The organism is Streptomyces sp. NPDC034085, assembly GCF_055575555.1.
Genome location: NZ_JBVISL010000005.1, coordinates 249,743 through 269,357 on the forward strand (window position 1 = coordinate 249,743; position 19,615 = coordinate 269,357).

Annotated in this window: 19 protein-coding genes and 1 tRNA gene; 9 read left to right on the forward strand and 11 right to left on the reverse strand. The window is 72.4% G+C overall.

Annotation, left to right across the window (positions count from 1 at the left end; genetic code table 11):
* Window positions 1-68 precede the first annotated feature (68 nt).
* The 5 genes from ACZ501_RS19840 to ACZ501_RS19860 all read right to left on the reverse strand — a co-directional run bounded on the left by ACZ501_RS19840 (window position 69) and on the right by ACZ501_RS19860 (window position 5,904).
* The gene (locus ACZ501_RS19840) at window positions 69-1,532 is read right to left on the reverse strand and encodes a peptidoglycan D,D-transpeptidase FtsI family protein (RefSeq protein ID WP_361595808.1); all 1,464 of its coding nucleotides are present in this window, start codon (window positions 1,530-1,532) and stop codon (window positions 69-71) included.
* A complete protein-coding gene (locus ACZ501_RS19845) occupies window positions 1,529-2,953 on the reverse strand; it encodes an FtsW/RodA/SpoVE family cell cycle protein (RefSeq protein ID WP_361595811.1) in 1,425 nt (474 codons plus the stop codon). The genes ACZ501_RS19840 and ACZ501_RS19845 overlap by 4 nt, the downstream gene beginning before the upstream one ends.
* 31 nt (window positions 2,954-2,984) lie before the next feature.
* A complete protein-coding gene (locus ACZ501_RS19850; RefSeq protein WP_361595814.1) occupies window positions 2,985-4,442 on the reverse strand; it encodes a PP2C family protein-serine/threonine phosphatase in 1,458 nt (485 codons plus the stop codon).
* Window positions 4,443-4,586: 144 nt separating this feature from the next.
* Entirely contained in the window at window positions 4,587-5,087 is a 501-nt protein-coding gene (locus tag ACZ501_RS19855) for an FHA domain-containing protein FhaB/FipA (RefSeq protein ID WP_361595817.1), read from the reverse strand.
* Window positions 5,088-5,097: 10 nt separating this feature from the next.
* Window positions 5,098-5,904, reverse strand: a complete 807-nt coding sequence (locus ACZ501_RS19860; protein WP_468796930.1) for an FhaA domain-containing protein — start codon at window positions 5,902-5,904, stop codon at window positions 5,098-5,100.
* Between the two features lie 292 nt (window positions 5,905-6,196).
* Here ACZ501_RS19860 and ACZ501_RS19865 point away from each other — a divergent pair.
* The 6 genes from ACZ501_RS19865 to ACZ501_RS19890 all read left to right on the forward strand — a co-directional run bounded on the left by ACZ501_RS19865 (window position 6,197) and on the right by ACZ501_RS19890 (window position 11,862).
* Window positions 6,197-6,279 (forward strand) — tRNA-Leu (locus ACZ501_RS19865).
* A gap of 178 nt (window positions 6,280-6,457) precedes the next feature.
* Window positions 6,458-8,146, forward strand: a complete 1,689-nt coding sequence (locus ACZ501_RS19870) for a sensor histidine kinase (protein WP_468796933.1) — start codon at window positions 6,458-6,460, stop codon at window positions 8,144-8,146.
* A 22-nt stretch (window positions 8,147-8,168) separates the two neighbouring features.
* Window positions 8,169-8,816: a response regulator transcription factor gene (locus tag ACZ501_RS19875; RefSeq protein ID WP_361595885.1), complete on the forward strand. Its 648-nt coding sequence runs from the start codon at window positions 8,169-8,171 to the stop codon at window positions 8,814-8,816.
* 178 nt (window positions 8,817-8,994) lie between these two features.
* Complete coding sequence (locus tag ACZ501_RS19880) at window positions 8,995-10,419, forward strand: DUF2252 domain-containing protein (RefSeq protein ID WP_468797314.1); 1,425 nt, start codon at window positions 8,995-8,997, stop codon at window positions 10,417-10,419.
* Between the two features lie 201 nt (window positions 10,420-10,620).
* Entirely contained in the window at window positions 10,621-11,451 is an 831-nt protein-coding gene (locus ACZ501_RS19885; protein ID WP_468796936.1) for a J domain-containing protein, read from the forward strand.
* A gap of 66 nt (window positions 11,452-11,517) precedes the next feature.
* On the forward strand, window positions 11,518-11,862 hold the full coding sequence (locus tag ACZ501_RS19890; protein ID WP_361595829.1) for a rhodanese-like domain-containing protein: 345 nt from the start codon (window positions 11,518-11,520) through the stop codon (window positions 11,860-11,862).
* A 14-nt stretch (window positions 11,863-11,876) separates the two neighbouring features.
* Here ACZ501_RS19890 and ACZ501_RS19895 read toward each other — a convergent pair whose 3' ends face one another.
* From ACZ501_RS19895 to paaA, 6 genes are all read right to left on the reverse strand, one after another.
* A complete protein-coding gene (locus tag ACZ501_RS19895) occupies window positions 11,877-13,019 on the reverse strand; it encodes an acyl-CoA dehydrogenase family protein (RefSeq protein WP_361595891.1) in 1,143 nt (380 codons plus the stop codon).
* 93 nt (window positions 13,020-13,112) lie between these two features.
* On the reverse strand, window positions 13,113-14,213 hold the full coding sequence (locus tag ACZ501_RS19900) for a 2Fe-2S iron-sulfur cluster-binding protein (protein WP_361595832.1): 1,101 nt from the start codon (window positions 14,211-14,213) through the stop codon (window positions 13,113-13,115).
* On the reverse strand, window positions 14,214-14,720 hold the full coding sequence (paaD, locus tag ACZ501_RS19905) for a 1,2-phenylacetyl-CoA epoxidase subunit PaaD (protein WP_362454873.1): 507 nt from the start codon (window positions 14,718-14,720) through the stop codon (window positions 14,214-14,216).
* Complete coding sequence (gene paaC, locus ACZ501_RS19910) at window positions 14,714-15,448, reverse strand: 1,2-phenylacetyl-CoA epoxidase subunit PaaC (RefSeq protein WP_361595838.1); 735 nt, start codon at window positions 15,446-15,448, stop codon at window positions 14,714-14,716. The genes paaD and paaC overlap by 7 nt, the downstream gene beginning before the upstream one ends.
* A complete protein-coding gene (gene paaB / locus ACZ501_RS19915; RefSeq protein ID WP_361595841.1) occupies window positions 15,445-15,729 on the reverse strand; it encodes a 1,2-phenylacetyl-CoA epoxidase subunit PaaB in 285 nt (94 codons plus the stop codon). Before paaB ends, paaC begins: the two co-directional genes overlap by 4 nt.
* Window positions 15,726-16,742 (reverse strand): 1,2-phenylacetyl-CoA epoxidase subunit PaaA, encoded by a 1,017-nt coding sequence (paaA, locus tag ACZ501_RS19920; RefSeq protein WP_361595844.1) that lies wholly within the window; start codon window positions 16,740-16,742, stop codon window positions 15,726-15,728. Before paaA ends, paaB begins: the two co-directional genes overlap by 4 nt.
* Window positions 16,743-16,877: 135 nt before the next feature.
* On the opposite strand from paaA, the gene ACZ501_RS19925 reads away from it, so the two are divergent.
* The 3 genes from ACZ501_RS19925 to ACZ501_RS19935 are packed head-to-tail and all read left to right on the forward strand — an operon-like array spanning window position 16,878 to window position 19,588.
* Complete coding sequence (locus ACZ501_RS19925; RefSeq protein WP_468796939.1) at window positions 16,878-17,636, forward strand: DUF5819 family protein; 759 nt, start codon at window positions 16,878-16,880, stop codon at window positions 17,634-17,636.
* Complete coding sequence (locus tag ACZ501_RS19930; RefSeq protein WP_468796942.1) at window positions 17,621-18,781, forward strand: HTTM domain-containing protein; 1,161 nt, start codon at window positions 17,621-17,623, stop codon at window positions 18,779-18,781. The genes ACZ501_RS19925 and ACZ501_RS19930 overlap by 16 nt, the downstream gene beginning before the upstream one ends.
* Before the next feature lie 48 nt (window positions 18,782-18,829).
* Window positions 18,830-19,588 (forward strand): TrmH family RNA methyltransferase, encoded by a 759-nt coding sequence (locus ACZ501_RS19935; RefSeq protein ID WP_361595850.1) that lies wholly within the window; start codon window positions 18,830-18,832, stop codon window positions 19,586-19,588.
* The last annotated feature ends 27 nt before the right edge of the window (window positions 19,589-19,615 follow it).

A 19,615-nucleotide genomic window follows, 5' to 3' on the forward strand; every position in this document is an offset into this window, starting at 1 on the left:
GGTGATCGGTTCGTGACCACAGGCTGATATCGGACCGGTACCGACCGCTCGGATCCTGTCTCCGCTTCTCATCCCTTGTTCTTCAGGACGGCTTCCATGACGGCCTTCGCGACCGGCGCGGCCTGGCCGCCGCCGCTGATGTCCTCGCGGTCCGCGGCGCTGTCCTCGATCACGACGGCCACGGCGACGGGGGAGGTGCCGTCGGGAAGCTCGGCGTAGGAGATGAACCAGGCGTAGGGGCGCTTGGCGTTCTTCTCGCCGTGCTGGGCGGTACCGGTCTTCCCGCCCACCTTGACGTCCTTGATCTTGGCGTTGGTTCCCGTGCCGTTCTCGACGACGTTGACCATCATCTGCTGGACCTTCTGCGCGTTCGCCGCGCTGAGGGGCCGGCTCATCTCGGAGGGCTCGTGCTTCTCGATGGTGTCGAGGTTGGGCGCCGTGAGCTGCTCGACCATGTACGGCTTCATCAGCTTGCCGTCGTTGGCGATGGCGGCGGTGACCATGGCCATCTGGAGCGGGGTGGCCGCGGTGTTGAACTGGCCGATGGAGCTCTGGGCGTTGCCGTCCCGGCCCATCGTCTTGTCGTAGACGCTGGCGAAGGCGCGGACCGGGGTGTCGATCTTGTCGTTGTTGAAGCCGAACTTCTGGGCGGTCTCGACCATCTTGTCGCGGCCGACCTTGTCGCCCAGGTTCGCGAAGACCGAGTTGCAGGAGACCCGGAGCGCGTCGTTCAGGCTCGCCTTCTCACAGCCGCTGGCATGGTTGACCATCGGGGTCCGCGTGCCGGGCAGGATGTACGGCTCGGGGGTGTCCGTGGGGGCGTTGATGTCGCTGACCGCGCCGTTCTCCAGGGCGGCGGCGGCCGTGACCACCTTGAACGTGGAGCCGGGCGGGTACGTCTCGCGCAGGGCGCGGTTGACGAGCTTCTTGTCCTCGGAGTCCTTCAGCTCGACCCAGGCCTTCTCGTCGGCCTTGGAGTTGCCGGCGAAGCTGGACGGGTCGTACGAGGGGGTGCTGACCAGGGCGAGGATGGCGCCGGTGCGCGGGTCGATCGCCGCGACGGCGCCCTTCCTGTTGCCGAGCTTGTCGAAGGCGGCCTTCTGGGCCGCGGCGTTCAGGGTGGTGATGACGTTGCCGCCCTGCTTCTTCTCCCCGGTGAACATGCCGATGGTGCGGTCGAAGAAGAGCCGGTCGTCGTTGCCGGTGAGGATGCCGTCGTCCAGGGACTCCAGCTGGGTGGAGCCGAAGGCCTGGGAGGCGTAGCCGGTGACGGGCGCCCACAGGGGGCCGTCGGTGTAGGTCCGCTTGAACTTGTAGTCGCTGCCGTCGGTGACCGCGGAACCGGTGATCGGCTGGCCCTGGACGATGATGTTGCCGCGTTCGGTGGCGTACTGGGCGATCTGGACCCGGCGGTTCTCCTTGCGGGTGCTGAGGTCCTCGGCCTGGACGTACTGCAGCCAGTTGGTCCGGATCAGCAGGGCGAGGACGAGCAGCCCGCAGAACAGCGAGATGCGGCGCAGGGGCTTGTTCATGACGGACGGACCACCTGGGTCATCTCGGAGTCGGGGGACGGGGCGGGGGCCGGGGCGGGGCGGCGTGCGGTGTCGCTGATCCGGATGAGGATGGCGATGAGCACCCAGTTCGCCAGGACGGAGGAACCGCCGGAGGCGAGGAAGGGCATGGTCATGCCGGTGAGGGGGATGAGGCCCATGACTCCGCCGGCGACGACGAAGATCTGCAGGGAGAAGGCGCCGGAGAGCCCGATGGCGAACAGCTTGCCGAAGGGGTCGCGGGCGGCGAGGGCGGTGCGCACGCCCCGCTCGATGATCAGGCCGTAGAGCAGGAGGAAGGCCATGACACCGGTCAGGCCGAGTTCCTCGCCGACGGTGGAGAAGATGAAGTCGGAGTTGGCGGCGAAGCCGATCAGGTCCGAGTTGCCCTGGCCCCAGCCGGTGCCGAGCACCCCGCCGGAACCGAAGCTCATGATCGACTGGCCGACCTGCTCGCAGGCTCCGGACGTGCTGTAGCAGGCGAAGGGGTCCAGCCAGGCGGTGACGCGGGCCTTGACGTGACTGGCGGTGGCGCCGACGACGGTGGCGCCGCCGACCGACATGAGCAGGCCGATGACGATCCAGCTGGTCCGCTCGGTGGCCACGTACAGCATGATCACGAACATGCCGAAGAACAGCAGCGAGGTGCCGAGGTCGTTCTCGAAGACGAGGACGAGCAGGCTCATCGCCCAGATCATCAGGATCGGGCCGAGGTCGCGGCCGCGCGGCAGGTAGAGGCCCATGAAGCGGCGGCTGGCCAGGGCCAGGGCGTCGCGCTTCACCATGAGGTAACCCGCGAAGAAGATCGCGATGACGATCTTCGCGAACTCGCCGGGCTGGATGGAGAAGCCGCCGACGCTGATCCAGATCTTGGCGCCGAACACGTCCGCGCCCAGACCCGGGATCACCGGCAGGATCAGCAGGACCAGGGCGCCGGCCATCGAGATGTACGTGAACCGCTGGAGCACGCGGTGGTCCTTGAGGACCAGCAGCACGACGGCGAACAGGGCGATGGCGAGCCCCGTGTACATCATCTGGCGCGGCGCGGACTCGGAGAAGGTGCCGAAGCTGCGCTTGGCGAGGTTCTGCAGCCGCTCGGACTGGTCCAGCCGCCAGATCAGGACGACGCCCAGGCCGTTGAGCAGCGTCGCGATCGGCAGCAGCAGCGGGTCGGCGTACTTGGCGTAGCGGCGTACGACGAGGTGGGCGATCCCGGCGAGGACGGCGAAGCCGAGTCCGTAGAGCAGCATGCCCGGGGGCAGCTCGCCGTGGATCGACAGGCCCACGTTGGCGTAGGCGAAGATCGGGATGACCACGGCGAAGGCGAGCAGGAGGAGCTCGGTGTTCCGGCGGCTCGGCGCCTCGATGGCGCCGATGGTGGTCGTGTTGGTGACAACGCTCATGGTGTGGCAGGCCCCCTGTGCCCGCGTATGTCTACTGCTTTTCGCACTGGCCGACGACAGCTTGCTCCGCGGGAGTCAGGCTGGGGCCGGGCGTCTGGTTGCCCTGGGCTTCGGAAGCGCGGCGGGCCTCGTCCTGCTTGCAGGCGGAGACCTGGGTTCCGAGCTCTTCGATCTTCTTGCGCGCGCCCTCGAGGCTGTCCTCGCTGATGCTGCCCTCGACCTGCTTGCGCTTGAAGGACGGCAGGTACTTCAGTTCGATGTCGGGGTGATCCGCCTCCACCTCGGAGAGGTGGATCCAGGCCAGGTTCTGGCTGATGCCGCGGTACAGCGCGACATGGTCACCCTTGACGCCGACGTAGTACTGGGTCTGCGTCCAGCGGTGCGCCGCGTACAGGCCGCCGCCGACGACACCGGCCACGAGCAGCAGGATCAGCGTGCGCGTGGTCCACTTGCGCCCTTTGCTGCGCCGCTTGCGCGGGTGGTCGTACGTGTCCTCGTACGGGCCGTCGCCCTCGTAGGCGTCGGCTTCGCCGAAGCTGCCCAGTGCGCCGCCCTGGCTCTGGTCGGGGTATCCGTAGCCGGGGGCTTCGCCGCTGCCGGGAGGGCCGAAGGCGCCCGCGGGCGGCGGGGCCTGGCGCCCGAGGCCCGAGGCGCGGCCGGCCGGGGTCTGCATGGCGTTGCCGTCGAAGAGCTGGTGCTGGTTCTCGGCGACCGCGCCGACCACGACCGGGGTGTCGCTCAGCTGGGCGGCCATGGTGTCGCCGCTGTCGGTGTCGAGCACGTCCGCGACGATGCACGTGATGTTGTCCGGGCCGCCGCCGCGCAGGGCGAGCTGGATCAGGGACTGCACGGTCTCGTGCGGGCCGTGGTAGTCGGCGAGGGTCTCTTCCAGGGTCTGGTGGGAGACCACGCCGGACAGGCCGTCGGAGCAGATCAGGTAGCGGTCGCCGGCCCGGACCTCACGGATGGAGAGGTCGGGCTCCACGACGTCACCGCTGCCGAGCGCCCGCATCAGGAGCGAGCGCTGCGGGTGGGTGGTCGCCTCCTCCTCGGTGATGCGCCCCTCGTCGACGAGGCGCTGCACCCAGGTGTGGTCCTGGGTGATCTGCGTGAGGACGCCGTCGCGGAGCAGATAGGCGCGGGAGTCGCCGACGTGGACCAGGCCGAGGCGCTGGCCGGTCCACAGCAGGGCGGTGAGCGTGGTGCCCATGCCCTCCAGCTGGGCGTCGTCCTCGACCATCACGCGCAGCTGGTCGTTGGCGCGCTGCACTGCGATGCCGAGGGCGGTGAGGATGTCGGAGCCCGGGACGTCGTCGTCGAGCTGGACGAGCGAGGAGATGACCTCGGAGCTGGCGACCTCGCCGGCTGCCTGGCCGCCCATGCCGTCGGCGACGGCGAGGAGCCGGGGACCGGCGTAACCCGAGTCCTCGTTGCCCTCGCGGATCATCCCCTTGTGCGATCCGGCGGCGAACCGCAGGGACAGACTCATGCGCACCTGCCCAGTCGAAGACGCCTCGGGGTACAACCGGTCTCGAGCCACACTGCCCACCCTCCGGTCGGGAGCGCGCTCGGGTCCGTGTCCCCGGTGGGACGGACCGCCGCGGCTCGCTCGCTCCGCTCGCTCATTCTCGTACTACTTCCGCAGCTCGATGACGGTCTTGCCGATGCGGATCGGGGCGCCCGGCGGAATGGGCGTCGGGGTGGTCAGCCGGGTCCGGTCGAGATACGTGCCGTTGGTGGACCCGAGATCCTCGACGATCCACTGACCGTCACGGTCGGGGTAGATCCTGGCATGCCTGCTGGAGGCGTAGTCGTCGTCCAGCACGATCGTGGAGTCGTGGGCGCGGCCCAGCGTGATCGTCTGCCCGGAGAGGGCCACCGTGGTGCCCGTGAGGGTCCCCTCGGAGACGACCAGCTTGGTCGGCGCACCCCTGCGCTGGCGCTGCTGCGGCGGCGCGGCCTGGCGCCCCGCCTGCGGCGGAGCCCCGGCGTTGCCGCCGCCGCGGCGCGAGCCGCGCTGCGTGACGCGCGTACCGAAGAGGTCGCTGCGGATGACCTGAACGGCCACGATGACGAACAGCCACAGAACGGCCAGGAAACCCAACCGCATGACCGTCAGGGTCAGCTCTGACATTGCCCCCGCTTCACCCTTCGGCTTGCCGGTAAATGATGGTGGTGCTGCCCACGACGATCCGCGAGCCGTCGCGGAGCGTAGCGCGGGTGGTGTGCTGCCCGTCCACCACGATGCCGTTGGTGGACCCGAGATCCTGGATCGTCGGGGGTGTTCCGGTCCGGATCTCACAGTGCCGGCGGGACACGCCGGGGTCGTCGATCCGCACATCGGCCTCGGTGCTGCGGCCGAGTACGAGCGTGGGGCGGGAGATCTGGTGGCGGGTGCCGTTGATCTCGATCCAGCGGCGCACCGCGCTCGGCCCGCCGGGAGCCGGGGGCGCGCCGCCGGGGCGGGGGCCGGAGCCGCCCGGAGGCGGGCCGGGGGGCATGGGCGGGGCGCCGGCCGGCGGATAGCCGTACCCGCCCTGCTGCCCCTGGGGTGCCTGCGGGGAGTCCTGGGAGGTGCTGGAGGCGAGGGTGCGGCTGCGGACCCGGTAGAGACCGGTGTCGAGGTCCTCGGCCTTCTCCAGGTGCACCTTGATGGGGCCCATGAAGCTGTAGCGCTGCTGCTTGGCGTAGTCGCGTACGAGGCCCGCGAGTTCGTCGCCGAGCTGGCCGGAGTAGGGGCTCAGGCGCTCGTAGTCGCCTGCGCTGAGCTCCACGATGAAGTCGTTGGGTACGACGGTCCGCTCGCGGTTCCAGATGGTGGCGTTGTTGTCGCACTCCCGCTGGAGGGCGCCGGCGATCTCCACCGGCTGGACCTCGGACTTGAACACCTTGGCGAAGGTGCCGTTCACCAGACCTTCGAGTCGCTGCTCGAAACGCTTCAGGACTCCCATGGGGCACCTCCTCCGTCGTTGTCGCCCTGTACTGCTTACTGATCGTATCCACGCGTGGCGGATTCGGCTGGTTCCCCTTCGCTCCTGCGCGCAGGAGTGTTGGTGCTCACAAGGGATCGTAGGGGTGCGCCAGGGACAGTGTCCCGCACCGGGAGCGGAGAGCGGGAGGGGCCGTCCCGGTCGTCGTGGAGGGGCCGCGGAAAGCGATTTCAATCCACCCCGTCTGACGTGTTAATGTTTCGACGTCGCCAGGGGAACGGCCCGAAAGGGAAGAACCACTGGGACGCTGCTCGGGCGAGTGGCGGAACGGCAGACGCGCTGGCTTCAGGTGCCAGTGTCCTTCGGGACGTGGGGGTTCAAATCCCCCCTCGCCCACATCGGGGAAGCCCCGATCCGGACTCCGGGTCGGGGCTTCTCGCATGTCCGGATCCGTCCTCCGGTCGCCGCGCTCCGGCCTTCGGCCTTCTCCTTCCGGGCCGTTGCGACTTTCGTCAGGAGGGGTGCGACGAAAGAGGGCGGCCGGCCCGCGGGGCCGGTGTCTAGGGTCGGGCGTGTGGATGCCAAGGCGACTGTGCGTGCGGGCTGGGACTGGCTGAAGGGGCCCGAGCCCTGGTCGCGGCGGCTGTCGGCGGCGGACCTGGCCATCGCCGCGCTGCTGGCGCTGTTCGGCGTGGGTGTGGACGAACTCAGCAACAGCTCCGGGCAGAAGACGGCCGTCGGCGTCGTGGTCGTGGTGGTGCTGACGCTGCTGCGGCGGCGGCTGCCGGCGGCCACGCTGGTGCTGGGTGCGGCGGCGAGCGCGTTCCTGCCCGCCGCGTTCCTGGTGACGATCATGCTCGGCTGGTCCGCGGGGCGGCGGATCGTCGGGGTGGGGCGGGCGCTCGCCGCGTTCACGCTGGCCTTCCTCGCGGAGGTGGGCCTGACCCTGGCCGAGCAGTGGACGCAGATGCGGCCCCTGCTGGTGGTCGTGTTCTCCACGCTGATGTTCCTGGCGGCGATCGTCATGCCGGGTCTGGCCAGCCGGTACTGGCACCAGCGCCGGACCCTGCTCAGCGCGCTCCAGGAGCGGCACGACCAGCTACTGCGCGAGCGGAGCATGGTCGCCGGGCAGGCCAGGCTGCGCGAGCGGCAGCGGATCGCCCAGGACATGCACGACAGCCTGGGCCACCAGCTGGCGTTGATCTCGGTGCACACGGGGGCGCTGGAGGTGGACCCGGCGCTCACCGACCGCCAGCGCGAGGCGGTGGGGGTGCTGCGGCAGGCCTCGGTGGCGGCGATGCACGAGCTGCGCGAGGTCGTCGGGATCCTGCGCGACGGCGTGGAGGCGCCGGCGCCGGTGGAGGAGGCGCAGCCGGCCGCGCGGGGTGTGGCGGGCATAGCGGGCATCGTGGAGGCGGCGCGGGCCGCGGGGACCGACGTACGGCTGGGCACGGCGGGGCAGCCCCGGCCGCTGGTCGCGGCCTGCGACCACGCGGCGTACCGGATCGTGCAGGAGGCGCTGACCAACGCCTACAAGCACGCTCCCGGGTCGCCGATCGCCGTGGAACTCCGGTACGAGGACGACTCGCTGGTGGTGGAGATCGCCAACGGCCCGGCGGGCGGCCGGGCTTCGGGCGAGGTCGTCTCGGGCGGGCAGGGCCTGACGGGGTTGCGGGAGCGGGCCCGGCTGGTCGGCGGCATGGTGCACGCGGGGGCGACGGAGGGCGGCGGGTTCCGGGTGGCGGGAGTGCTGCCGTACGGGACGGAGCCGGCCGGGGTCGTGGAGGACGTGGCCGACGACTTCGGGCAGCGCTCGCAGGCCCGGGCCCTGGCGCTGAAGGGGGCGCCGCCGATGGACTGGGCCGCCCTGGACCGCGAACTGGCGGTGCCGGTGCGGACCCGTGCCGGGGGCGTGGCGATGGGCTGCGGGATCGCCCTCGCGGCACTGGTGCTGCTGATCATCGTGCTGGGGGCCGCGGTGGTGATGCTGGTGGGCTCGGCGAACAAGGCGGTGATCGGCGAGGAGGAGTACGACGCGGTGCACGTGGGCGAGTCCGAGAAGGCGGTGCGGGAGCGGCTGCCGGACGGTGACGGGGTCCTGACGGCGGGGTTGGACCGCAAGGGCCCGCCACGGCCGGAGGGGGCGCAGTGTCTGGCGCTGCTCTCGACGGAGTCCTCGGAGCTGACCACCTACCCCGTGTTCCGGTTCTGCTTCCGTGACGGCAAGCTCGTGGACAAGCAGGCGTACGAGGTCGAGCAGTAGGAGCGCGCGGGTGACAGCCAGGGTGATCAGAGTGGTGATCGCTGATGACGAGCCGCTGATCCGGGCCGGGATCAGGATGATCCTGACCTCGGCTCCGGACATCGAGGTCGTCGCGGAGGGGGCCAACGGCCGGGAGGCGGTCGATCTGGCGCTGTCCCACGCGCCGGACGTGGCGCTGCTGGACATCCAGATGCCGGTGATGGACGGGCTGACGGCGCTGGGCGAGCTGGGGCGGGCCGCGCCGGGGGTGCGGGCGCTGATCCTGACCACCTTCGGGGAGAAGGAGAACGTGCTGCGCGCGCTGAGCCAGGGCGGTGCGGGGTTCCTGCTGAAGGACTCGGCGCCCGGTGAGCTGATCGGTGCCGTCCGGGCGGCCGCGGCCGGGGACGCGTACCTCTCGCCCGGCGCGACGCGGCACGTGGTCGACCAGCTGGCGGCCGGTGTGGCCGCCGGACGCGGCGAGGAGGCCCGGCGGCTCGTCGCGGAGCTGAGCGAGCGGGAGCGCGGGGTGCTGGCGCTGCTGGGGGAGGGGTTGTCCAACGCGGACGCCGGGCGCAGGCTCCACATGAGCGAGGCGACGGTGAAGACGTACGTGAGCCGGATCCTGGCCAAGCTGGCGTGCGAGAACCGGGTTCAGGCGGCCCTGCTGGCCAGGGACGCCGGGCTGTAGGTACGGTCTGCCCGGACTTGATCGGCCACGAGGTGGCCGGCGTGGCGCGAACAGTGCGGGGGCAGCGCGGATGGTGGCGGTACCGGAGCAGTACGCGGCGGCGGCCGCGGCGGTGGACGGGGCGGGCGTGGCGGGCGTGGCGGGCGTGGCCGCCGATGTGGCCGCGGGCGTGGCCGGCATGGCGGCGGCCGTGGCGGCCGTGACGGCGGAGCGGGACGGCGGGCGGATCCCGCGCGTCGGGGGTTTCGCGCCGCGGAGCGTGGCGGGCTCGCCCAAGGACGCCGGGAAGGCGCTGCGGCTGCGCGTCCCGCGCGCGGCGCACGCCCGGTTCGAGGCTCCCGCCGGGCGTCCGGACGCCGTGCGCGCGGTGGAGGAGTCCAACGTGGGCCGGGTCGCGGAGCTGACCCCGATACGGGTGGGCCGGATGGCCGCCAACCCCTTCGCCTTCCTGCGGGGCGCGGCCGGACTGATGGCGCACGACCTGTCCGGCGGCCCGGTGACCGGGGTGGGCGCGCAGATCTGCGGTGACGCGCACGCGGCCAACTTCGGCCTGTACGGCGACGCGCGCGGCCGGCTCGTGATCGACCTGAACGACTTCGACGAGACCGTCTTCGGTCCGTGGGAGTGGGACGTGAAGCGGCTGGCGACCTCTCTGGTGCTGGCCGGGCGCGTGGCGGGGGCCGACGAGGACACCTGTCTGGGGGCGGCGCGGGACGCGGTGGGCGCGTACCGGCACACGATGCGGCTGCTGGCGAAGCTGCCCGCGCTCGACGCGTGGAACGCCATCGCCGACGAGGAGCTGGTCTCCCACGCCGACGCCCGGGACCTGCTGGGCACGCTGGAGCGGATCTCGGAGAAGGCCCGCAACAACACCTCCGCCCGGTTCGCGGCCAAGTCGACCGAGGCCCTGGAGGACGGCAGCCGCCGCTTCGTGGACGCGCTGCCGGTGCTGCGGCGGGTCGGGGACGAGGAGGCCGCTGCGGTGGCCGCCTCGCTGGGCCCGTACCTGAAGACCCTGTCGGGGGACCGGCTGCCGCTGCTGGCCCGGTACGCGATCCACGACGTGGCCTTCCGCGTGGTGGGGACCGGCAGCGTCGGCACCCGCTCGTACGTGGTGCTGCTGCTGGACCACCGGGGCGAGCCGCTGGTGCTCCAGGTGAAGGAGGCGCGGCCCTCGGTCCTGCTGCCGCACCTGCCCGGGCTGGGCTTCCACGCGCCGGAGGAGGAGCACGAGGGCCGGCGGGTGGTGGCCGGGCAGAAGCGGATGCAGGTGGTCTCCGACATCCTGCTGGGCTGGACCACCGTCGAGGGGCGTCCGTACCAGGTCCGGCAGTTCCGCAACCGCAAGGGGAGCGTGGATCCGGCGGCTCTGGCCGTTGACCAGATCGACGACTACGGCCGGATGACCGGCGCCCTGCTGGCCCGGGCGCACGCGCACAGCGCCGATCCGCGGCTGCTGGCGGGGTACTGCGGCAAGAACGAGGAGCTGGACGAGGCGATGGCCGCCTTCGCCGTGGCCTACGCCGACCGGAGCGAGGCCGACCACGCGGACCTGGTGGCGGCGGTCCGGTCGGGCCGGATCGCGGCGGAGTTCGGGGTCTGAGGCCGCCGCGGCCCCTCCCGGGAGGCGTGTTTCACGTGAAACAAGGGCGTGTTTCGAAACGAGCCCCTGTTTCACGTGAAACATGCCTCCGGCCGAGTTCCGCAGCCGAGGGTGTGTTTCACGTGAAACACACCTTTGGGCCGGCACCTGCCCCCGGGCGCACGTGGACCGTGCCCCCGGGCGGGGCCGTAGGCTGGCCGGGTGAGCGAGCAGACCGAACACACCGTCCCCGAAGAGCCCGCCGTCACCGCTGAGGAGCGGCCCGAGGCGCGGCTGGAACGCGCCGTGCGGGCCGCCGAGCAGGCACTGATCGAATTCGAGATCGCGGTGGAGACCTTCCGGGTGGAGGTCGAGAACTTCTCCCGGCTGCACCACCAGAAGCTCGGCCCGATGTACTCGCGGCTCGACGAGCTGGACGCGCTGATCGCGGAGGCGAAGGCGGCCCGCAGCAGCGATGCCGAGGACCTGCGGCGGGCCCGGGAGGCCCGCTCGCTGGTCATGCCGATGCCCGGGGTGGACGAGCTGTTCCACGACTGGCTGGACGCGGACGGGATCTCCGATGACGCGGCCGCCATGCTCACCGACCGCCCGGTGCGGCCGCCGCAGCGGGTGCGGCCCACCGAGGAGGTGCGGCGCCTGTACCGCGAGCTGGTCCGCAAGGCCCACCCGGACCTGGCCCAGGACGAGGCCGAGCGGGAGCGCCGCGACGCGTTCATCGCCCGTGTCAACGCCGCCTACGGCCGGGGTGAGGAGGGGCTGCTGCGCGAGCTGGCCGAGGAGTGGGAGGCCGGCCCGGCGCCGGAGGAGGCCCGGCCGAGCGAGAGCGAGGAGCTGTACGCCCGGCTCGAGTGGCTGGCCCAGCGCAAGGAGCTGCTCTCCCTGGTCGCCAAGGAGCTGGAGGACAGCGCGATCGGCGCCATGCTGCGGATGGCTCCGGACGACCCGGACCGGCTGCTGGAGGAGATCGCGGAGCAGCTGCTCGCGCAGGTCTCCGAGCGCGAGGCGGAGCTGGCGTCGTACAGCGCCGGATGAACCCGGTCCGGCCGGGGGGTCGGATAGGTTGGCAGACCAGATCCGTTAAGAGAGAAGGCGACAGTGATGAACCTCGGACCGCTTCCCTCGGTGGACGCCGCCGCGGTGCCCGCCGAAGGCTTCGTCCTCGACGTCCGTGAGGACGACGAATGGGCGGCCGGGCACGTCGAGGGTGCGCTGCACGTCCCGATGAGCGACTTCGTGGCACGCTTCGGCGAGGTCACGGAGGCCGTGGCGGACGGTCGCACGGCGTACGTGATGTGCCGGGTGGGCGGCCGGAGCGCGCAGGTGACCCAGTACCTGGTGCGCCAGGGCATCGAGGCCGTGAACGTCGACGGCGGGATGCAGGCGTGGGAGCGCGCCGGGCGCCCGATGGTGACGGACAGCGGGAACCCGGCCTTCGTGCTGTAGTCCGGGTCCGCCGGTCAGCCGAGCGGGTGGGCGGCGAGCAGGTCGCCCAGGGTTTCTTCGTGGGCGGCGGCGGGTCCGAGCTGGAGCTCCAGCTGCTTGGCCCAGGCGTGGTAGCGGTGCAGCGGGTAGTCGGTGTCCGCGCCGAAGCCGCCGTGCAGGTGCTGGGCGGTCTGCACGACCCGGCGTACGCCCTCGGAGGCCCAGATCTTGGCGACGGCGACGTCCCCGGCGACGGGCAGCGGACCGCCGGCCCCGCCGGTCGCGGCGTCGAGCCGCCAGGCGGCCTGCCAGAGGGTGGCCTCCATGGCGCGCAGGTCGATGTAGCGGTCGGCGGCCTGTACGGCGACGGCCTGGAAGGTGGCCACGGGGAAGCCGAACTGCTCCCGCTTGCCGGTGTACCGGCTGGTCATGGCGAGGACGGCCTCGCCGAGGCCGAGGGCGAGGGCGCAGGTCCCGGTGGCCAGGAGCAGGCGGAGCCGGTCCCATGCGCCCGGGGCTTCGATCATGTGGGCGGCGGGTACCCGGACCGCGTCGAGGGTGAGTTCGGCGAGCCGCTCGCCGCTGGTGGAGTACTGGTCGGCGAGCGTGAGTCCGGCGGCGGTGCGGGGCAGGAGCGCGAGGAGCGCCTCGCCCTCGCCGCTGTGGGCGGGTACGGCGATCCAGTCGCAGCCGTGGGCCCAGGCGACGGAGGTCTGCACCCCGTCCAGGAGCCAGTCGGCTCCCTCGCGGCGTGCGGTGACGGCGAGTTCGGCCGGATCGTGGCCGGTGCGGCCGTGTGCGGCGACGGTGAGGGCGAGCGTGCCGCGTCCGGCGCCGGGCAGCAGGGCGGCGGCCAGCTCGGGGCTGCCGTGGGCCTGGACGGCCATGGCGGTGGCGCAGTGCTCCAGCAGCGGTACCCGGGCCAGGACCCCGGCCGCCTCGCGCAGGACGAGGCACAGGGCGATGGCGTCGAGGCCGGCTCCGCCGTGCTCCTCGGCGAGGACGAGGCCCAGCAGGTCGGAGCCGGCGAGCTTGGCCCACAGCGGCCGGTCGAAGTCGTCGGCGACGGCCCCCGGCGTCAGCGCGGGGCTCGGGACGCCGTCGGGGGCGACGTCGGCGAAGACGGCCCTGGCGGCCTCGACGGCGGCCTGCTGTTCTTCGGTGAAGGTGAAGTCCACTGCCTGTCCTCCTGCGCGCACCGGCTGACTCCTGATCTGACGGTGCGTCAAGATAGAGCAGCTTCCGGCAATTGGACAGGCCGCGGACACCTCCTACCGGTCGAAGTCGATCTCCACTTCCTCCGTCAGGGCGTGGGACTGGCAGGCCAGTACGAACCCGGCCTCGGTCTCCTCCGCCTCCAGTGCGAAGTTGCGCTCCATCCGCACCTCGCCGGAGACCACGAAGGCGCGGCAGGTGCCGCAGACGCCGCCCTTGCAGGCGTACGGGGCGTCCGCGCGCCCCCGCAGCACGGTGTCCAGCAGCGATTCGCCGTCCTGCACGGGCCAGGTGCCCGAGCGGCCGTCGAGCCGGGCGGTCACCCGGCCGCGGGCCGGCGCCGAGGCAGCGGGGGCGGGTGTCTGCGGGGCGGTCTCCTCGACGTGGAAGATCTCCTCGTGCACCCGGGTCCGTACGACGCCCAGCGCGGCCAGGGCCCGCTCCGCGCCGGTCACCAGCCCGTAGGGCCCGCACAGGAACCAGCCCGTGACCTCCGCTACCGGCAGCAGCGCGGGCAGCAGGGACGTGAGGCGGTCCTCGTCGAGCCGCCCGGACGGCAGTCCGGCCTCCTGCTCCTCGCGGGAGAGCACCGTCACCAGCTGGAAGCGGTCGGGGTAGCGGTCCTTGAGGTCCGCCACCTCCTCCAGGAACATCGTCGAGGCCGCGGTACGGTCGCTGCGCACCAGGCAGAACCGGGCGTCGGGCCGGGCCGCCAGGAGTGAGGCGGCGATCGACAGCACCGGGGTGATGCCGCTGCCGCCGACGATCGCCGCGTAGTGCGCGGCCGCCGGGGCGGCGGCCGGCTCCAGCACGAACCGTCCGGCCGGGACCATCACGTCCAGTACGTCCCCGGCGGCAACCTCCTTGTGCGCGAACGTGGAGAACTCGCCGCCCTCCACCAGGCGCACGCCCACGCGCAGCCGGTCCGGTCCCGGACCGTCGGGGGCCGGGGCGGGGGAGCAGATCGAGTAGGTGCGGCGGACCTCGGTGCCCTGGGAGGCGCCGCGGCGCAGCGTCAGGTGCTGGCCGGGGGCGTGCCGGTAGACCTCGCGCAGTTCCTCGGGGACCCGGAGCGTCAGGGCCACCGAGTCGTCGGTGAGCCGGTCGACTGCCGCCACCGTCAGCGGGTGGAACGCGCCGTGGCGGGGTGCGGCCATCTACAGCTCCTTGAAGTGGTCGAACGGTTCGCGGCAGGCGACGCAGCGGCGCAGCGCCTTGCACGCGGTGGAGGAGAACCGGCTGAGCAGTTCGGTGTCCGTCGAGCCGCAGTGGGGGCAGCGGACCGACAGCGTGAGCGGGACCGGTCCGCCGGCGGAGTGCGGGCGGGGCGGGGCGATGCCGAACTCGGCGAGCTTGCGGCGGCCTTCGGCGCTGATGTCGTCGGTGGACCAGGCGGGGGACAGGACGGTGGTGACCCGCACCTCGGGTATGCCGTGGTCGGTCAGGGCCCGCTCGATGTCGGCGGACATGGCCTCGATGGCCGGGCAGCCGGTGTACGTCGGGGTGAGGACGACCTCGACGTGGCCGTCCTCGTGCATCCGCACCCCGCGCAGCACACCCAGCTCCGCCAGGGTCAGCACGGGCAGTTCGGGATCGGGGACGGAACCCGCCAGCTCGGCCAGCTCCGCCTCCAGGCGGGTGGTCCCGGCCCCGGCGCTCACCACGACGCTCCGGGGTGGCTGCGGTGCAGGTGCTGCATCTCGGCGAGCAGCCGCCCGAACGGCTCCGTGTGCAGGCCCTGCCGGCCGGCTCCGGCGGCCCAGGCGCCCGTACGCGGTCCTTCGGGCAGCGCGAGCCCCGCCCGCTCCAGTACGTCGCCCAGCGCGGCCGTCCAGCGCCCTTCCAGGGCTTCCATGGCGGCCTGGTCCAGGCCGAGGCCCTCGACCGGCTGGAACATCTCCCCGGTGAACTTCCACAGCGCGTCCAGGGCCGCGCGCATCCGGCCGCGGCTCTCGTCGGTGCCGTCGCCCAGGCGCAGCGTCCACTGCTCGGCGTGGTCGCGGTGGTAGGCGGTCTCCTTCACGGCCTTGGCCGCGAGCGGCGCGAACGGGCCGTCCCCGGCGGCGAGCTCCGTGTACAGCTCGTGCTGGTAGAAGGAGAAGTAGAGCTGCCGGGCGATCGTGTGGGCGAAATCGCCGTTGGGCTGTTCGACCAGCTGGAGGTTGCGGAAGGAGCGCTCCTCGCGCAGGAAGGCCAGCTCGTCCTCGTCCCCCGCCATCGACAGCAGGAGGCGGGCCTGCCCGAGCAGGTCGAGGGCGATGTTGGCCAGGGCGACCTCCTCCTCCAGGACGGGGGCGTGGCCCGCCCACTCGCCGAGGCGGTGGGAGAGGATCAGCGCGTCGTCGCCGAGGGCGAGGGCGGCCGCGGTGCGGGTGTCGGTGCCGGCGCTCACAGGTGGCGCACCCCCTCGGGGATGTCATAGAAGGTGGGGTGCCGGTAGGGCTTGTCGGCGGACGGGGCGAAGAACGGGTCCCGCTCGTCGGGCGAGGAGGCGGTGACCTCGGTGGAGGGCACCACCCAGATGGAGACGCCTTCGTTGCGCCGCGTGTAGAGGTCGCGTGCGTTGCGCAGGGCCATCTCCGCGTCGGGGGCGTGCAGGCTTCCCGCGTGCGTGTGCGAGAGGCCGCGGCGCGAGCGCACGAACACCTCCCACAGGGGCCAGTTCTGCGTCATGCCTGTACCTCTCGTCCGGTGCTGGTGTGCTTCGCGGCGTAGGCGGAGGCGGCCTCACGGACCCAGGCGCCTTCCTCGTGCGCCCGGCGCCGCTGGCCGATCCGCTCTTCGTTGCAGGGGCCGTTCCCCTTGAGGACGTCCCAGAACTCGGCCCAGTCGATGGCGCCGAAGTCGTAGTGCCCGCGCTCCTCGTTCCACTTGATGTCCGGGTCGGGCAGGGTCAGGCCCAGCGACTCGGCCTGCGGGACGGCGATGTCCACGAAGCGCTGGCGCAGCTCGTCGTTGGAATGCCGCTTGATCCGCCAGGCCATCGACTGCGCCGAGTGCGCCGACTCGTCGTCCGGCGGGCCGAACATCATCAGCGAGGGCCACCACCAGCGGTCGACCGCGTCCTGCGCCATCGCGTGCTGGGCCTCGGTGCCCTGCGAGAGGGCGAGGAGCAGCTCGTACCCCTGGCGCTGGTGGAAGGACTCCTCCTTGCAGATCCGGACCATCGCGCGGGCGTAGGGGCCGTAGGAGCAGCGGCAGATCGGCACCTGGTTGGTGATCGCCGCGCCGTCCACCAGCCAGCCGATCGCGCCGACGTCGGCCCAGGTCAGGGTGGGGTAGTTGAAGATCGAGGAGTACTTCTGCCTGCCGGAGTGGAGCTTGTCGAGCAGCTCGTCCCGGCTGGTGCCGAGCGTCTCGGCGGCGCTGTAGAGGTAGAGGCCGTGGCCCGCCTCGTCCTGCACCTTGGCCATCAGGATCGCCTTGCGGCGCAGGGAGGGCGCGCGGGTGATCCAGTTGGCCTCGGGCTGCATGCCGATGATCTCGGAGTGGGCGTGCTGCGCCATCTGCCGGACCAGCGACGCCCGGTACTCCTCTGGCATCCAGTCCCGGGGCTCCACGCGCTCGTCCGCCGCCACGGCGGCGTCGAAGTCCGCCCTGAGCTGCGCGCCGAGGTCCGCGGAGCGCCCGTCCACCGCGCCGTCCACCGTGCCCGACGTGCCCGTTTCCGGGGTCACTGCGACCATCCCGGCCCCCTGTCAGAGTGTGCCGTCCGCCCGACCGACCGATCGTTCGGTTCATCCTCTTCAATGGTGAGACGGCGGCCCGTAGGGTGTCAACCTCTGTGGGCAACCCTGTGGACGCCGGATGATCGGGGCGGGATGGATTCGAACGAGCGCGAGCCCGCGGAAGGAGACCTTCCGCCGTCCCTCGGCGCCTCCCCGCCGACCGCGCCGGGGGCCCTGACCGCAGCGCCCCGCGCCCTGCCCGACGCGCCCCGCGCGCCCGGCATCGCGGGCCTGTCCGCCCCGTACCGGGTCCTCGCGGCCCTCGCCCTGGCCGCGGTGGGCGTCGGCGCCTGCCTGCACCTCGGGCTGGTCTTCCTGCACGTCGCGCCGGCCAACACGGTGAGCAAGCAGCACGCCGAACTCGTGGACGGGTGGATCTACCCCGAGTTCGAACAGAACTGGAAGCTCTTCGCCCCCAACCCGCTCCAGCAGAACATCGCCGTCGAGGTCCGCGCCCAGGTCCGCACCGCGGGCGGCGAGCTGGTCACCCGCGACTGGCGCGACCTGTCCGCCGAGGACGGCGCGGCGATCCGGCACGGCCTGCTGCCGAGCCACACCGAGCAGAACGAGCTGCGCAGGGCCTGGGACTTCTTCACCGGCTCCCACGACGAGGAGAACAAGCCCGACGGCGAGCGCGGGGAACTGGCCGAGCGGTACCTGAAGCGGATCGCCATGGCCCGCCTGACCGCCGCCGGATCGGACGGCGCCGGCGGGTCGGACGGCGCCGGCGGGGACCGGATCGTACGGATCCAGCTGCGCTCGGCGACCCGGTCCGTGGCCGCGCCGCCCTGGAGCGGGGAGAAGTCCGACACCCGGACGTACTACCGGGAGCTGCCGTGGTGGAACGTGTGAGGCGCACCCTCGCGCAGGCGGCGGCGAAGGCCACCGGACAGGCGCTGGGGCCCTACCAGAGCGCCGTCGTACGGATCGGCTTCGCCGCGACCTGGCTCTTCTTCCTGCTGCGGGAGTTCCCCAACCGGCACGAGCTGTACGGGCCCGACGGGCCGTGGAGCTGGGACCTGGCGGAGCGGCTGATCGCCTCCAACCACGCATTCACGGTGCTGATGTGGTCGGACTCGGCGCTCTGGTTCGAGACCGTGTACGCCCTCTCCCTCCTCGCGAGCGCGCTGCTGCTGCTGGGCTGGCGGACGCGGGCGACGTCGGTGCTCTTCATGGTCGGGGTGCTGTCGCTGCAGAACCGCAGCGTGTTCATGGGCGACGGCGGGGACAACGTCATCCACCTGATGGCGGTCTACCTGGTGCTGACGCGCTGCGCCCGGGTGTGGTCGCTGGACGCGCGCCGGGCGCGGCTGCGGGGCTCGGCATCGGCGGGGGCGGCGGGCCCGTTGCTGTGGGCGGCGCTGGGCGCGGTGTTCGTGTACGGGGCCGCGAGCGGACGCTTCGGCGCGCTCTGGACGGCCGCCTTCGCGACGCTGTGGGCGGGCACGGCGCTGTGGTGGCTGGCCGACCGGTACGAACCGGAGGGCGAGCGGCGGGCGACGCTGGACGTGCTCGCGAACCTGCTGCACAACGCCGGAATGCTGGTGATCACGGCGGAGGTGTGCCTGATCTACGCGACCGCCGGCTGGTACAAGATCCAGGGCTCGCGGTGGCAGGACGGGACCGCGCTGTACTACCCGCTGCGGCTGGACTACTTCACTCCCTGGCCGTGGCTGTCGGAGCTGCTGGCGGGCAGCGGGGCGGTGGTGATGCTGCTGACGTACGGGACGGTCGCGGTGCAGGTGGCGTTCCCGTTCACGCTGTTCAACCGGCGGGTCAAGAACGTCCTGCTGGCGGTGATGATGCTGGAGCACGCGGGGATCGCGGTGCTGCTGGGGCTGCCGTTCTTCTCGCTGGCGATGATCGCCGCGGACGCGGTGTTCCTCCCGACCGGGTTCCTGGTGTGGGCAGGGGCGCGTGTGGGGGCGGTGCGGGTGTTCCGGCGGCGGGAGGCGGTCGTGGCCGCGGCAGCGGAGCCGGCGGCGGCGGGGCGCTGAGGCCTCGCCGGGCCGTACGGGTGGGCGGGGGCGTCGTAGGGTCGGGGCATGAGTGAGCAGTGGGGTTCCGGTGAGGTCGGGCGGCAGTGGCGGGAGTGCGCCGGGCGGAGTGACGTGGTGCTGCTCGACGGGTTCCACGCGCTGAAGCACGCCCTGCGCTTCGGCGCCGAGGTGCTCGCGGTCGTCGCCGACGAGCCCGACGCCGTACGGGAGCTCGCCGCCGGGCTGGCCCCGGACGTGGCACCGGAGGTGACCCGCCTCGTGCGGCGGGCCCCGCTGGGGGAGCTGCTGCCCCGCACGCACCCCACCGGGGTCGCCGCGCTCGCCGTACGACCCGGCCGGGAGGCGGGACGGGCCGCGCTGGCGAGGACGCCCAGGCCGGCTCCCGTCGTGCTGCTCGACAACCCCCGCAACCTCGGCAATGTCGGCGCCGTCGTCCGCCTCGCCGCCGGCTTCGGCGCCACCGGGGTGGTCACCCGGGGCGACCTCGACCCCTGGCACCCCAACGTGGTCCGCGCCGGGGCCGGCCTGCACTACGCCACCACCGTCGACCGGATGGAGCTGGAGGAGCTCCCGCCCGGTCCGCTGTACGCGCTGGATCCGGAGGGCGAGGACATCCGCTCCCTCACCCTCCCGGACGACGCCCTGCTCGCCTTCGGCTCCGAACGCCACGGCATCTCGCCCGAGCTGCGGGCCCGCGCGGACCACCTGGTCTCGCTGCCGATGCGCCCGCAGGTGTCCAGCTACAACCTGGCCACCAGCGTGGCCATGACGCTCTTCCACTGGGGCGGACCCGCCGCGCGGTGACGGCAGCGCGCCGGGCCCGCCCGGGCG

Coding starts and splice junctions, on each gene's coding strand:
- ACZ501_RS19855 (WP_361595817.1), bottom strand. CDS start 5,087: ATGTCAGAGCTGACCCTGACGGTCATGCGGTTGGGTTTCCTGGCCGTT.
- ACZ501_RS19840 (WP_361595808.1), bottom strand. CDS start 1,532: ATGAACAAGCCCCTGCGCCGCATCTCGCTGTTCTGCGGGCTGCTCGTC.
- ACZ501_RS19900 (WP_361595832.1), bottom strand. CDS start 14,213: ATGGCCGCACCCCGCCACGGCGCGTTCCACCCGCTGACGGTGGCGGCA.
- ACZ501_RS19890 (WP_361595829.1), top strand. CDS start 11,518: ATGAACCTCGGACCGCTTCCCTCGGTGGACGCCGCCGCGGTGCCCGCC.
- paaA (WP_361595844.1), bottom strand. CDS start 16,742: ATGGTCGCAGTGACCCCGGAAACGGGCACGTCGGGCACGGTGGACGGC.
- ACZ501_RS19850 (WP_361595814.1), bottom strand. CDS start 4,442: ATGAGTCTGTCCCTGCGGTTCGCCGCCGGATCGCACAAGGGGATGATC.
- ACZ501_RS19880 (WP_468797314.1), top strand. CDS start 8,995: ATGGCGGCGGCCGTGGCGGCCGTGACGGCGGAGCGGGACGGCGGGCGG.
- ACZ501_RS19935 (WP_361595850.1), top strand. CDS start 18,830: ATGAGTGAGCAGTGGGGTTCCGGTGAGGTCGGGCGGCAGTGGCGGGAG.
- ACZ501_RS19845 (WP_361595811.1), bottom strand. CDS start 2,953: ATGAGCGTTGTCACCAACACGACCACCATCGGCGCCATCGAGGCGCCG.
- paaB (WP_361595841.1), bottom strand. CDS start 15,729: ATGACGCAGAACTGGCCCCTGTGGGAGGTGTTCGTGCGCTCGCGCCGC.
- ACZ501_RS19860 (WP_468796930.1), bottom strand. CDS start 5,904: ATGGGAGTCCTGAAGCGTTTCGAGCAGCGACTCGAAGGTCTGGTGAAC.
- ACZ501_RS19925 (WP_468796939.1), top strand. CDS start 16,878: ATGGATTCGAACGAGCGCGAGCCCGCGGAAGGAGACCTTCCGCCGTCC.